12 protein-coding genes are annotated in these 12,736 nt (G+C 64.4%); 4 read left to right on the forward strand and 8 right to left on the reverse strand.

What is annotated here, in order from left to right; genetic code table 11:
* Positions 1–186 precede the first annotated feature (186 nt).
* Positions 187–1,461, forward strand: coding sequence for a serine hydrolase domain-containing protein (locus ACRARG_RS02415; protein WP_432688382.1), 1,275 nt, complete (start codon positions 187–189; stop codon positions 1,459–1,461).
* Between the two features lie 127 nt (positions 1,462–1,588).
* Here ACRARG_RS02415 and ACRARG_RS02420 read toward each other — a convergent pair whose 3' ends face one another.
* Together ACRARG_RS02420 and ACRARG_RS02425 are read right to left on the reverse strand one after the other, a co-directional pair.
* Entirely contained in the window at positions 1,589–2,146 is a 558-nt protein-coding gene (locus tag ACRARG_RS02420; protein ID WP_432688383.1) for a hypothetical protein, read from the reverse strand.
* Positions 2,143–2,739, reverse strand: coding sequence for a riboflavin synthase (locus ACRARG_RS02425; RefSeq protein ID WP_432688384.1), 597 nt, complete (start codon positions 2,737–2,739; stop codon positions 2,143–2,145). The genes ACRARG_RS02420 and ACRARG_RS02425 overlap by 4 nt, the downstream gene beginning before the upstream one ends.
* A 135-nt stretch (positions 2,740–2,874) precedes the next feature.
* On the opposite strand from ACRARG_RS02425, the gene ACRARG_RS02430 reads away from it, so the two are divergent.
* The 3 genes from ACRARG_RS02430 (at position 2,875) to ACRARG_RS02440 (ending at position 7,425) form a co-directional block, all read left to right on the forward strand.
* Positions 2,875–4,167 (forward strand): capsule polysaccharide biogenesis protein, encoded by a 1,293-nt coding sequence (locus ACRARG_RS02430; RefSeq protein WP_432688385.1) that lies wholly within the window; start codon positions 2,875–2,877, stop codon positions 4,165–4,167.
* 106 nt (positions 4,168–4,273) lie between these two features.
* Positions 4,274–5,398, forward strand: coding sequence for a polysaccharide biosynthesis/export family protein (locus ACRARG_RS02435; RefSeq protein ID WP_432688386.1), 1,125 nt, complete (start codon positions 4,274–4,276; stop codon positions 5,396–5,398).
* A gap of 23 nt (positions 5,399–5,421) precedes the next feature.
* On the forward strand, positions 5,422–7,425 hold the full coding sequence (locus tag ACRARG_RS02440) for a capsule polysaccharide biogenesis protein (protein ID WP_432688387.1): 2,004 nt from the start codon (positions 5,422–5,424) through the stop codon (positions 7,423–7,425).
* Between the two features lie 90 nt (positions 7,426–7,515).
* Here the strand turns inward: ACRARG_RS02440 and ribD are convergent, their stop codons facing one another.
* The 6 genes from ribD to rpoD all read right to left on the reverse strand — a co-directional run bounded on the left by ribD (position 7,516) and on the right by rpoD (position 12,632).
* Positions 7,516–8,619, reverse strand: a complete 1,104-nt coding sequence (ribD, locus tag ACRARG_RS02445; RefSeq protein WP_432688388.1) for a bifunctional diaminohydroxyphosphoribosylaminopyrimidine deaminase/5-amino-6-(5-phosphoribosylamino)uracil reductase RibD — start codon at positions 8,617–8,619, stop codon at positions 7,516–7,518.
* A 53-nt stretch (positions 8,620–8,672) separates the two neighbouring features.
* Entirely contained in the window at positions 8,673–9,140 is a 468-nt protein-coding gene (nrdR, locus tag ACRARG_RS02450; RefSeq protein ID WP_432688389.1) for a transcriptional regulator NrdR, read from the reverse strand.
* Between the two features lie 102 nt (positions 9,141–9,242).
* Positions 9,243–9,653 carry a secondary thiamine-phosphate synthase enzyme YjbQ gene (locus ACRARG_RS02455; RefSeq protein WP_432688390.1) on the reverse strand — a complete coding sequence of 137 codons (411 nt, stop codon included), beginning with the start codon at positions 9,651–9,653 and terminating at the stop codon, positions 9,243–9,245.
* Between the two features lie 60 nt (positions 9,654–9,713).
* A complete protein-coding gene (locus ACRARG_RS02460; protein ID WP_432688391.1) occupies positions 9,714–9,995 on the reverse strand; it encodes a hypothetical protein in 282 nt (93 codons plus the stop codon).
* 224 nt (positions 9,996–10,219) lie between these two features.
* Positions 10,220–10,543 carry a hypothetical protein gene (locus ACRARG_RS02465; RefSeq protein WP_432688392.1) on the reverse strand — a complete coding sequence of 108 codons (324 nt, stop codon included), beginning with the start codon at positions 10,541–10,543 and terminating at the stop codon, positions 10,220–10,222.
* Positions 10,544–10,646: 103 nt separating this feature from the next.
* Positions 10,647–12,632: an RNA polymerase sigma factor RpoD gene (gene rpoD / locus ACRARG_RS02470; protein WP_432688393.1), complete on the reverse strand. Its 1,986-nt coding sequence runs from the start codon at positions 12,630–12,632 to the stop codon at positions 10,647–10,649.
* Positions 12,633–12,736 lie beyond the last annotated feature (104 nt).

The raw sequence follows: 12,736 nt of genomic DNA on the forward strand, positions 1-12,736 counted from the left end.
CTCCCTTGGGTTGGCAGATAATACCTGTGGGCGCGAATGACCAGCGAAACGCGGCGGCGCGGGTCTGCGCTGGCGCAGGGGGGACGTGCAATGCTGTTCGTGCAAGGCTGGGCGTTGCTGTGCGGGCATGGCGCCCGCTAGGGTTGAGACGTCGCCGCTGGAGGAGCGGCACAGGGAGGAAAATTCATGACTTATTGGAAACCCGGCCTCTGGGCCGGCACCGTCGTGCTTGGCCTGTCGCTGGCCCTGCCGCTCGCGGCCGACACGCTGCCAAAGGGGGATCCGGACGCGCTAGGCTTCGATCCGGCGCGACTGCAAAAGCTCGATGACGGGATCATGGCGCTGATCGATCGCAATATGATGCCCGGCGCCGTGGTGATGGCGATCCGCGACGGGCAGATCGCCCATACTGCGACGATGGGGACCCTGACGCCGGATGGCGCGCCCATGACCGAAGACGCGATCTTCCGCATCTATTCGATGACAAAGCCTATCGTCAGTGCGGCGATCATGTCGCTGGTCGAAGAGGGCAGGATCGCCCTGAATGCGCCGCTGTCGACCTATATTCCCGAATTCAAGGACATGGTCGTGATGACGGGCAAAACCGATGCCGAGGGCAAACCGGAAACGCGCCCGGCCAAGGGGCGCATCACGATTCAGGACCTGCTGCGCCACACGTCCGGCCTCACTTACGGCTTCTTCGGCGTCGGACCGGCGCGGGATGCTTATAATGAGGCCGGCGTCGCCAATCCGGAGCTGACCGGGCTGGAACAGGCCAAGCTGATCGCCACGTTGCCGCTGGAACATGATCCGGGCACGACCTGGGAATACTCACGCTCGACCGATGTGCTGGGCGGGGTGATCGAGGCCGTAACGGGGCAGTCGTTGGGCGCAGTTCTCAAGGCCCGCATATTCGATCCTCTCGGCATGGAGGATACGGATTTCTACGTGGACGACCCTGCCAAGCACGCCCGGATCGCAGAGGCCTTTCCCGAAACGGCCAAGATCGGGCCATTCGACATGTTTGACCCCCGTCAGCGGATGCCATCGGAAAGCGGAGGCGGCGGGCTGGTCTCGACCATAAACGACTATGCGCTCTTCGCGCAGATGATGCTGAACGGCGGAGAGCTGAACGGCTCCCGGATCCTGTCTCCCAAAACGGTGCAGCTGATGACAGCCAACCACATGCAGGGCATCATGCCGGGCAAATACTACCTGCCAGGCCCCGGCTATGGCTTCGGGCTGGGATACGGCGTGCGGCTGGAGACGGGCAATGCGCCGATTTTCGGAAGTGCGGGTGAATTCTACTGGGGCGGCGCGGCCGGGACCGCGTATTTCACCGACCCGGTGGAGGACGTGATTTTCCTGCTGATGATCCAGGCGCCAACGAACAGTACGCCGGTGCGGGCAGTTTTCAAGAACCTCGCCTATCCGACAATCTCGGAGAGCCGCGTGGACTGATCCGATCGGGATCCATGACCCAAATGAACGCCCGGTCCTGCCGGGCGTTTCTGCATGGTGCGGCGCTGCGGGCCCGGCACCCGGCTTGTCGCAAGACGAATTACCGGCACGTCTCGTCCGGTGGCATTCACGCCGCCGGAAAGACCTCCGAGGCCTCAAGGAACCCGCCAAGGCGCCCGGCGCTGACCCATTCGCGTTCCAGCCCCATGCCGATCACGACGAGGCTGGCGGCAGGGCGGCGGTCCTGTGCCTGGGCTATCGCCATGCGGATGCGGGGGAACGCCGCCATCGGGGTCGGTGCCTGATAGATCGCGTCAAAGACATCGGCCTCCGGCAGCGGCCAGCCGCGCGGGATCAGGGCGATACGCTCGACATTCCGCAGACCGGCGAGGTGGTCGAGGATCCTCTCCGGCGGCTCCGGCCGGTTCGGGCGCAGCTGCAGGGCATTGGCCGACATCAGGAACCCCCCCACATCGCGTCCCGCCGTTTCCAGAAGAGAGGCATAGGCGGCATAGCTCAGCCCCAGTTCCTTTGCCCGGGTCACCCGGCGGCGGATCACATGCGGGGTGACGCTGGCAGAGGGGCGGTTGGCCTTGGCCTTGGCCCAGCGATAGACCCGGAAGGACCGGCCCGCATCCATGGCAGGCCCGTTGTTGTGACCGATGCCATGGGCGGTGTCGCTCATCCCTGCCAGTCCTGCAGCCGGGCGACGTAACGGGCGAGCGTGTCGATCTCCAGATTGATCCGGTCGCCACTGACGACATCGCCCCAGGTGGTGACGGTCTTGGTATGGGGGATGAGGTTGACGCCGAACTGGGCGCCATCGACCTCATTCACCGTGAGCGAGGTGCCGTTCAGGGCGATGGACCCCTTGGGCGCGATGAATTTCGCCAGCGCATCCGGCGCGCGGAAGAGGACGCGGGTGCTGTCGCCCTCATCGGTCATCGACACGACCTCTGCCACGCCGTCGACGTGGCCCGACACGATATGGCCGCCCAGCTCGTCGCCGACCTTCAGCGCACGTTCGAGGTTCAGCCGCCGCCCTTCGGTCCAGGCGTGGGAAGAGATATTGGTCTTGGACACTGTCTCCGCGCTGATTTCGACGTCGAACCAGTCCGCCCCCGTTTCAATCACCGTCAGACAGACGCCATCGCAGGCGATGGAGGCGCCGAGGTCGATCCCGTCCGTGACATAGCCGGTGCCGATCCGCGCCTTCAGATCGCCCCGCTGGGTGACCTGCCGGACGATGCCGATATCGGTGACAATGCCTGTGAACATGGGGTGCTCCTGCGCCAAAGGGCCTTGGATCAGAGCTATTACTCCGCGCGCCCGGGTGCAATCCCTTGACCACGCCATATTTTTGCCGCCTTAAAAGATTATCCACAAGGTCCAGAACCTTTGGGGCAGAGGGTCATGCAGGCAGACACCGGACCACAGCGCGTATTCCTATTCCTCCAGGGGCCCCATGGCCCCTTCTTCCATCGGCTGGGCAAGATGCTGCGGCTGGCGGGGGCAGAGGTCTGGCGCGTGGGGTTCAATGCCGGCGACCGGGCCTTCTGGTTCCATCCGCAAAGCTACCTGCCCTATCGCAAGACCGTGGCGGAATGGCCCGATCACTTCCTCGATCTAGTGCGCGAAAAGGGTGTGACCGACATCGTGCTTTATGGCGACGTGCGCCCGATCCACGCGGAGGCGGTGAAGCGCGCCAAGCAGATGGGCCTGACCGTACATGTCTTCGAGGAAGGCTATATGCGGCCCTACTGGGTCAGCTACGAACGCGGCGGGTCGAACGGGCATTCCCGGCTGATGACCATGACCGTCGACGAGATGCGTAAAATGCTGGAGCAGTCGGATATGGACACCGCCCTGCCCCCGGCGAAATGGGGCGACACGCGGCACCATGTGTTCTACGGCGCGCTCTACCACTGGTTCGTGATGTTCCGGAACGGCGATTACCGGAGTTTTGAGCCGCACCGCTCGCTGTCGGTGGCCAAGGAATTCCAGCTTTACCTGCGGCGGCTGCTCCTGATGCCCGCGCAGGCGGCGGAACGGTGGCTCGCCACGATGCGGATCCGGCATGGCGGCTTTCCCTATCATCTGGCGCTTTTGCAGCTGGAACATGACGCGTCGTTCCAGGCGCATTCGCCCTTCGACACCATGTCCGATTTCCTGGAAGTCGTGATCAAGGGCTTTGCCGAGGGCGCGCCGCAGCACCATCACCTCGTCTTCAAGGCGCATCCGCTGGAGGATGGCCGCGTGCCCGTCCGCCGGGAGATCCGCCGCATCGCCGCTGAATGCGGGGTGAAACACCGGGTGCATTACGTGCGCGGCGGCAAGCTGGCACAGCTGCTGGCCGATACGCGCACGGCGGTGACGGTGAATTCCACCGCCGCACAGCAGGTGCTTTTCCGCGGAATTCCGCTCAAGACCTTCGGGCAGGCGGTCTATGCCAAACCGGAGTTCGTCTCCACCCAGCCGCTGCCGGAATTCTTTGCCCGGCCGGCGCGTCCGGATCGTAAGGCCTATCAGGATTATCGCCGGTTTCTTCTGGAAACCAGCCAGGTTGCGGGGGGATTTTATTCTGCCCGCGCGCGGCGCCAGCTGCTGCGCACCGTGGTCGACATGATGCTGGCGCCCGAAGACCCCTATGATGCGTTGAAATCCGGCACCGCGACACCACGGCAACAGTTGCGGGTCGTTCACTGAGGCATGCTTACGCTAAGGACTAGCGTTATCCCCTTGAATCCGCTAGTTTGACAAAAAAAGACCGAGGCAGAAATCAGGTCGAGGAGACCGAGCAGTGAAATCCCCCATGTCCCGTTGGGCAAGGCCCGTGGCCCTGTTGGCAGCCGTGTCCGTGGTCGCGTCGTGCAGCGTGCTGCCCCGCGTGGGCCCGAACAAACGCGAAATTTTTGCCGGATCGGTGCAGCGCGAAGGCGATGCCTTTGTGGTATCGGTCAACGACCGCGTGACGCGGGCAACCGCCGTGATCCCCGCCCTGGGTTTTTCGCAGAGCTTCGTGAATGCCGGGACGCTCGGCTCCGATGTGATCCGGCCGGGCGATACGCTGGGTCTGACGATCTGGGAAAACGTTGATGACGGGCTTCTGGCCTCCGAAGGCGCCAATGCCACGCTGCTGGAAGAGGTGCAGGTGGACGGCAGCGGCTTTATCTTTGTGCCCTATGCGGGGCGGATCAAGGCCGCCGGAAACACGCCCGAAGCGGTGCGCGGTGTGATCACCCGTCAGCTGGAAGATCAGACCCCGGACCCGCAGGTGCAGGTGCGGCGGATCGCGGGCGATGGGTCGACCGTGTCTTTGGTCGGTGCGATTGGCGGACAGGGCGTTTACGCGATTGAACGCCCCACCCGGACGCTGGCGGCAATGATCGCCCGGGCCGGCGGCGTGACGATCAACCCCGAGGTCGCGCGGATTTCAGTCATTCGCGGTGGCAGCACCGGCACGATCTGGCTTCAGGACCTCTACAAGAACCCTGAGCTCGACATTGCGCTGCGCGCGGGCGACAAGGTGCTGGTCGAGGCCGATGACCGCAAATTCACCGCGCTTGGCGCCACCGGCGCGCAGAGCCTTGTCACCTTCGAGACGCAGACGCTGTCGGGGCTGGAAGCCATCGCCCAGGTCGGCGGCCTGCTGTCGAATGCCGCCGATCCGACCGGCGTATTTGTCCTGCGTAACGAACCGGCAGAGATTGCCAATCAGGTACTGGGCCGCGCCGACCTCGTAGGTGCACAGCGCATGGTCTATGTGCTCGACCTGACGCAGCCCAACGGCATGTTCCATGCACGCGACTTCTCTGTCCGGGACGGCGATACGCTTTATGTGACCGAAGCGCCGTTCACCCAGTGGAACAAGGCCATTTCCGCCCTGACCGGCACGCTGGGTTCCGTCAACACGCTCTCCACCGCCGCCGGCGGCTGAGGGGCTTGGGCCCCGAGGACCACATGATATCAGCCGCCGGGGAGGACCAGCCCCGGCGGCTTTACTATTTCAACGGCGGGTTCCTGTCGCAGAAGAGGCTGCGCCGGATCATGGCGCTGGCAGGCTATGACCTGACGCTGGGCAAGCCGGGGGCCGAGGACCGGATCGCCGTCTGGGGCCATTCCCCCTATGCCAAGCGCGGCGAAGCAGTGGCAGAGGCAACGGGCGCGGCGCTGGTGCGCGTGGAGGATGCCTTCCTGCGCTCCGTCCATCCCGGCCGGTCGGGAGAGCCGCCGCTGGGCCTCGTGATCGATCACTCCGGTATCTATTTTGATGCCTCCGGTCCCTCCGACCTCGAAACCCTTCTGCTGACCCATCCGCTGGATGATACCGTCCTGCTCGACCGCGCGCGGGGCGGCATCGCCCGGCTGAAAGAGGCGCGGCTGTCGAAATATAATGCCGGTGATCCGGAAGCCCCTGCCCCCGACCCCGGCTACGTGCTGGTCATCGACCAGACCCGCGGCGATGCCTCCGTCACCCATGGCGGCGCGGATGCCAATAGTTTCAAGGAAATGCTCTACTGGGCGCAGGAGGATCACCCCGCCGCCCGCATCGTCATCCGCACCCATCCCGAAACGCTGGACGGCCATCGGGAGGGCTATTTCGGCCCCGAAGACGAGACGGACCGTATCAGCCTCTGCACCGATCCGGTCGATCCCTGGACGCTGCTGGAAAACGCGGTTGCCGTCTATTGCGTCACCTCCCAGATGGGGTTCGAGGCGATCCTGGCGGGCCATCGCCCCGTGGTCTTCGGTCAGCCCTTCTATGCGGGCTGGGACCTGACGGATGACCGCCATCCGCTGCGCTTTCCCGCCACCCGGCGGGGTCGCAGCCTGACCCGCGTCCAGCTTTTCGCCTGCGCCATGATCCTCTATCCGGTCTGGTATCACCCCTGTGAGGACAGGCTGGCGACGTTTGAAGAGGCGCTCGGCTGGCTGGAGGCCCGGGTGCGCGCCTATCGGGAGGACCGGCACGGCTGGCAGGCGGCCGGCATGCGGTTGTGGAAACGCGGCGTGCTACAGCAGGTTTTCGGGGCGGAGACCCGTGTGATCTTTTCCGAAGACCCGCCAGAGGCGCCCCGGCGCGCCATGGTCTGGGCCGGAAAGGCCCCGGAGGACACCGCGGCGGTGCGGGTGGAGGATGGCTTCCTGCGCTCGCGCGGCCTGGGTGCGGATCTGGTGCCGCCGCTGTCGCTGGCCTGCGATGACCTCGGCATCTATTACGATCCCCGCAGCGAAAGCCGGCTGGAACGGATGATTGCCCTGCGCGCCACCCTGCGCCCGGATCAGCAGAGCCGGGCAGAGACCCTGATCCGGGCTCTGATCGCAATGGGGCTCACCAAATACAATCTGGGCGGCACCCTGCCGGAGCTGCCGCCGGGCCGCCGCATTCTGGTTCCGGGACAGGTCGAGGACGATGCCTCCATCCGCTTCGGCGCGGGCGATATCCGCACGAATGAAGGCCTGTTGCAGGCCGCCCGTAGCGCCAATCCGGATGCGGTGATCCTCTACAAGCCGCATCCCGACGTGCTCGCCGGTCTGCGCAGCGGCGCGGTCGCCGATCCCGGACAATGGGCCGATCTTACCCTCACCGACACCGACACGGCCGCGCTCCTGCCGGAGGTTGACGAGGTCTGGACCATGACCTCTCTCCTGGGGTTCGAGGCGCTGATCCGAGGTCGCCGCGTCACCACCACCGGCACGCCCTTCTACGCCGGCTGGGGCCTGACAAACGACCTTGGCCGTGTGCCCGCCCGCCGTCAGGCGCGCCCCGCCCTCACGGGCCTCGTGCACGCCGCCCTCATCGACTATCCGCGTTATTTCGACCCGGTCACGCGTCAGCCCTGCGCCGTGGAGACGGCGATCCGCCGTCTCTCCGAAGGACCGCGCCGCCATGGCTCTCCGGCTCTGCGCCTGCTTGCCAAGGTCCAGGGCCTGCTTGCCGGGCAAAGCTGGCTCTGGCGCTGACGGTCCCGCCCGCGCGCCACGCCCCCCCTTCATCTTGGAATAAATACTCCCGCCGGAGGCTTCCGCGCGCACCACGGGCATACCGTGGGGTCAGTCGCCCGCCCGCTCCCAGATGTGGCAGACATCGCCGCCCAGTGGCCGTGCCTCCCGCAGGTGAAACCGCGGCGCCTCGGCCAGCCGTCCCAGCCCCATCGCGCCCAGCGACGGCTGCCCCTCCGCGCCAATGGCAACGCCTGCCGTCATGCCCACCAGCACATCCACCAGATCGGCCTGCAGGAGGGCGGCCGCCAGCGCCCCGCCGCCCTCGCAAAAGACCCGTGTCAGGCCCCGCGCCCCCAGCCCCCGAAGGACCGACAGGGGGTCCAGCTGGCCGCCACGCACATCACATTCGATCAGCTCCGCGCCAAGGCCCGCCCAGGTCCGGCGCAGCTGGGCATCGGCGTCGCGGCCATGGCACATCCAGACCGGCACATCCTTCGCCGTCCGCGCCAGCTGGCTCATCAGCGGCAGGTCCAGCCGGCGTGACGTCACCACGCGCACGGGCTGCCGCACCTCACCCATGTCGCGGACCGTCAGGGACGGATCATCCGCCCGCGCAGTCCCGGCGCCGACCATCACCGCATCATGGCGCAGACGCATAGAATGGACGAACCGCCGCGCCTCCGGCCCGGTGATCCAGCGGCTTTCGCCCGTGGCCGTGGCAATGCGCCCGTCAAAGGACGAGGCCAGTTTCAGCGTCACCATCGGCCGCCCCTGCTCCGTGCGCAGGAAAAACCCCAGATGGTCGCGTTCCGCCTCATCGGCCAGCAGCCCGGTCGAGACTTCTATCCCCGCCGCGCGCAGCCGGTCGAACCCCTGCCCCGAAACGCGCGGGTCATTGTCGGCCAGCGGCGCCACCACGCGTGCGATCCCCGCCGCCACCAGCGCATCGGCACAGGGCGGGGTCTTGCCGTGATGGGCACAGGGTTCAAGAGAGACATAGGCCGTGGCCCCCTTCGCCGCCGCCCCGGCCTGGGCCAGCGCCTGCGGTTCGGCATGGGGTCGACCGCCGGGCGCAGTCCAGCCGCGACCCAGTATCCTGCCATCCTTCACGATGACGCAGCCGACAGCCGGGTTGGGCCAGGTACAGCCCTGCCCGCGCCGCCCGAGCGAGAGCGCCAGCGACAGGAACCGGAGGTCAGTCTCGCGGGTCATGATCCCTCCGTCATCGCATCGTCTCGGCGCGGTCTGGGGCGTATGCCCGTGGATTACTCCTCCGCCGCGCCTTCGGGCCGCAGCTCGCTGACGAATTTGTCGAAATCGTCGGCAGCCTGGAAGTTCTTGTAGACGCTGGCAAAGCGCACATAGGCCACGGTGTCGATCCGGGCCAGCGCCTCCATCACGATCTCGCCGATCACCTTGGAGGAGATATCCGTCTCTCCCATGGATTCCAGCCGCCGCACGATGCCTGAGATCATCTGGTCGATCCGCTCCGGTTCGATGGGCCGTTTCTGCATGGAGATACGGATGGAGCGTTCCAGCTTGTCGCGGTCGAAATCCTCGCGACGGCCGTTCGATTTGATCACCACGAGGTCGCGCAGCTGCACGCGCTCATAGGTCGTGAACCGGCCGCCACAGGCCGGGCAGAACCTCCGCCGGCGGATCGAAACGTGATCCTCCGCGGGCCGCGAATCTTTGACCTGAGTGTCGACATTTCCGCAAAACGGGCAACGCATGCTGAAATTTTCCCCTTGAGACCGCCAGTTACATGGGGTCGTCCCCAATCTATCCACAGCTACTATAGGGCACCCACCAGAGTTTGGGTAGGCCCGAATTGCTCATCCCAGATGTGCTGCAACTTCCCGGCGATGGGGACGGGTCCGATGTTCGAAAACATAGATCCCTTGCCATGTTCCAAGCAAGGGGCGTCCGTCTGCCACGGGGATGGACAGGCTCACCGGCAGAAGCGCTGCCTTGATATGCGCCGGCATGTCGTCGGGGCCTTCGTAGGTATGGGTGAGGTAGCTCATGGACGGGTCGGTGGTGGGGGGCACCAGACGGTGGAAAAAGGCCCGCAGGTCGGTTTGCACCTCGGGATCGGCATTTTCCATGACAAGCAGACTGGCGGAGGTGTGCCGGATAAAGAGTGTGAGCAACCCGTCGCCCTGCCCCGCGGTCCAGCGAGTCACCTGACGGGTGAATTCGTACAGGCCGGGCCCGTTCGTCTCGATCGTGAAATCGGTCTGCATGTCGCCGTTATGCGGCGCGTCAGTCTCCGGGTAAAGGCCCGGCCTGAGCCAGCGGCCCGCTCAGTTCCGAGCCTCCTGCACACATGCCGAGAAAGGGAGCGTGGGTGCCGCCTGCATCCCGTAGTCGGCCTGCGACCCAAGCATGGGCGCGCCCAACACCCGGGAAAGCGTTTCCCGGCAGGCGTCGATCTGATCGGCAGGCAAGGCAAGGCTGGAAGTCTCGGCGATGGTTGGCGTCAGGATGGGACGTCGGATATCGGTCTGCTCCGGCTCGATCTTAGCCTGGGCTGCCGACGCCAGGATGATTGCCGCCAGACACGGCACCACAGAAAAACGGTTCATTTGGGCTCCCTCCTGATGAGGGATAAACGCCCGAGATGCGCAGAGGGTTTCCTGAGGATGCCGGGAAACAGAGCAAAGCATTTTGCTTTTGTCCGTTTTCATTGCAGCCGTCAGCTGCGGCACTCACGAGACGGCCGCCCTTGGCCCCCATGGTCACGTCACACCGGCCCGGCAGAAAGGGCTGCCACCTGTCCGGTTTCCCTCAGGCGGCGCAAGCTTTGTCGTCAGTCGCGATACTTTTCGGCATCTTCATAGCTGCATGACATGCCGCAGACCGGGCCGAACTCGCCGCGAAAGCCACGCTGATAGCTCCCCGCCTCGACCAGAAAGCCAGCATTGGACAAGTGCCACAAGCCGCGTCCATGCCCCGGAACAAAGGCATCGCAGGACCGCCCAAGGTACATGGTCGTGCCGTCCCGATCCGTCAGAGCGGCGCCGTTTTCATTGCACTCAAAGCCGGTGAAATAGCCGGACGCTTCCCAGCCCTCGCCAGAGACGGCCGAGCACCAGACCGCGAACACCGTTGAAAACAAAAGCGATTTCTTCATTTCAAAGCTCTGCACTTACTTCGCTCGACCATCTCTGGAGGTGACCGATTTCACGAGAAATGGTCACCTCAGATTTTGACCACGCGTATCTGCGCTTAAATAGTCACTGATCCAGGAAGGACCGCAGTTTGCGCGAGCGCGACGGATGCTTGAGCTTGCGCAGCGCCTTCGCCTCGATCTGCCGGATCCGTTCACGGGTCACGGAGAACTGCTGACCGACCTCTTCCAGCGTGTGGTCGGTGTTCATGCCGATGCCGAAACGCATCCGCAGAACGCGTTCCTCCCGCGGGGTCAGGGACGCCAGAACGCGGGTTGTGGTTTCCTTCAGGTTTTCCTGAATGGCGGAATCCAGCGGCAGGATCGCGTTCTTGTCCTCGATGAAATCGCCCAGCTGGCTGTCTTCCTCGTCGCCGATCGGCGTTTCGAGGGAGATCGGCTCTTTCGCGATCTTCATGACCTTGCGGACCTTCTCCAGCGGCATCTGGAGCTTTTCAGCCAGTTCTTCCGGGGTCGGCTCGCGGCCGATCTCGTGCAGCATCTGGCGGCCGGTGCGGACCAGCTTGTTGATCGTCTCGATCATATGGACCGGGATACGGATCGTGCGGGCCTGATCGGCAATGGACCGGGTGATGGCCTGACGGATCCACCAGGTCGCATAGGTGGAGAACTTGTAGCCGCGACGGTATTCGAATTTATCCACGGCCTTCATCAGGCCGATGTTGCCTTCCTGGATCAGGTCGAGGAACTGCAAGCCACGGTTGGTGTATTTCTTGGCGATGGAGATGACGAGGCGCAGGTTGGCCTCCACCATTTCCTTCTTGGCCTGCCGGGCCTCTTTCTCGCCCTTCTGCACCTGGTTCACGATGCGGCGGAATTCAGAGATGTCGAGGCCGACATACTGACCGACCTGCGCCATGTCGGAGCGCAGTTCTTCGACCTTGTCGGAAGAGCGTTCGATGAACATCTGCCAGCCGCGTCCGGATTTCTCCGCCATGCGGTCCATCCAGTTCGGGTCCAGTTCGTGCCCCCGGTATTCGTCGATGAATTCGCGACGGTTGATACGGGCCTGGTCGGCCAGTTTCACCATGGCGCTGTCGATCTGCATGATCCGGCGGTTGATGCCGTAGAGCTGGTCGATCAGCGCTTCGATCCGATTGTTATGCAGGTGCAGGCCGTTCACCAGTTCAACGATTTCGGACCGCAGTTTCTGGTACTGCGCTTCGTCGGCATCGTTGAAACTGTCGTCTTCGTTCAGCGTGGCGCTGATACGGTTGTCCTGCAGTTCGGACAGGACGGCAAAGTCGCCGGCGATCCGGTCGAGCGTTTCAAGGACGCGCGGTTTCAGCGCCGCTTCCATGGCCGCGAGGGACATGTTGGCCTGATCGTCGTCATCCTCATCGTCGGTGCTGATCGGATTGCCGTCGGCGTCGTATTCCTGCTCCTTCTCCGAGGAGGCCGATGCATTTTCGGTAGAGGAGGTGTCGACAACCGGCGCATCCTCGTCACCGTCCATCTGATCACCAAAGGTGGTTTCCAGATCGATGACGTCGCGCAGCAGGATGTCTTCGGACAGAAGTTCGTCGCGCCAGATGGTGATGGCCTGGAAGGTCAGCGGGCTTTCGCAGAGCCCGAGGATCATCGTGTTCCGGCCGGCCTCGATCCGTTTGGCGATGGCAATCTCGCCCTCGCGCGACAGCAGCTCGACAGAGCCCATCTCGCGCAGGTACATGCGCACCGGATCGTCGGTGCGGTCCAGCTTTTCGCCGGTGCCGGAGGACAGGGCGACATCGCGGTTGGAGGCGGTTTCGACCACGGCGGTGGATTTCTGCTCCTCCTCCTCGGCCTCGTCATCCTCGATGATATTGATGCCCATTTCAGAGAGCATCGACATCACATCCTCGATCTGCTCCGACGACACCTGGTCGGGGGGCAGCACCTGGTTCAGCTGATCATAGGTGATGAAGCCGCGTTCCCGCGCCTCCGCGATCATCTTTTTGATCTGAGCCTGACTGAGGTCGAGAGAGACGTCCTGATCCTGGTCGTCGTCGTCCTGACGCTTGTCTTCGTCGTCGGTATCTTTGGGGGCCATGCTCTGCTCCTGTCTCTCGCCTCTGCCTTCTGCTTCGGCGCGGGTCGGGCGTGATTCGCTTGGAACGAATCAATAGCGCGATTCGCGACTGCGCACACCCGGTT

This window comes from Pseudooceanicola profundi, assembly GCF_050897955.1.
Lineage (GTDB): Bacteria > Pseudomonadota > Alphaproteobacteria > Rhodobacterales > Rhodobacteraceae > Pseudooceanicola.

Bases quoted from the DNA above. Each gene is read 5' to 3' on its own strand.
- ACRARG_RS02415 (WP_432688382.1), top strand. From the start codon at position 187: ATGACTTATTGGAAACCCGGCCTCTGGGCCGGCACCGTCGTGCTTGGC.
- ACRARG_RS02420 (WP_432688383.1), bottom strand. From the start codon at position 2,146: ATGAGCGACACCGCCCATGGCATCGGTCACAACAACGGGCCTGCCATG.
- ACRARG_RS02425 (WP_432688384.1), bottom strand. From the start codon at position 2,739: ATGTTCACAGGCATTGTCACCGATATCGGCATCGTCCGGCAGGTCACC.
- ACRARG_RS02430 (WP_432688385.1), top strand. From the start codon at position 2,875: ATGCAGGCAGACACCGGACCACAGCGCGTATTCCTATTCCTCCAGGGG.
- ACRARG_RS02435 (WP_432688386.1), top strand. From the start codon at position 4,274: ATGTCCCGTTGGGCAAGGCCCGTGGCCCTGTTGGCAGCCGTGTCCGTG.
- ACRARG_RS02440 (WP_432688387.1), top strand. From the start codon at position 5,422: ATGATATCAGCCGCCGGGGAGGACCAGCCCCGGCGGCTTTACTATTTC.
- ribD (WP_432688388.1), bottom strand. From the start codon at position 8,619: ATGACCCGCGAGACTGACCTCCGGTTCCTGTCGCTGGCGCTCTCGCTC.
- nrdR (WP_432688389.1), bottom strand. From the start codon at position 9,140: ATGCGTTGCCCGTTTTGCGGAAATGTCGACACTCAGGTCAAAGATTCG.
- ACRARG_RS02455 (WP_432688390.1), bottom strand. From the start codon at position 9,653: ATGCAGACCGATTTCACGATCGAGACGAACGGGCCCGGCCTGTACGAA.
- ACRARG_RS02460 (WP_432688391.1), bottom strand. From the start codon at position 9,995: ATGAACCGTTTTTCTGTGGTGCCGTGTCTGGCGGCAATCATCCTGGCG.
- ACRARG_RS02465 (WP_432688392.1), bottom strand. From the start codon at position 10,543: ATGAAGAAATCGCTTTTGTTTTCAACGGTGTTCGCGGTCTGGTGCTCG.
- rpoD (WP_432688393.1), bottom strand. From the start codon at position 12,632: ATGGCCCCCAAAGATACCGACGACGAAGACAAGCGTCAGGACGACGAC.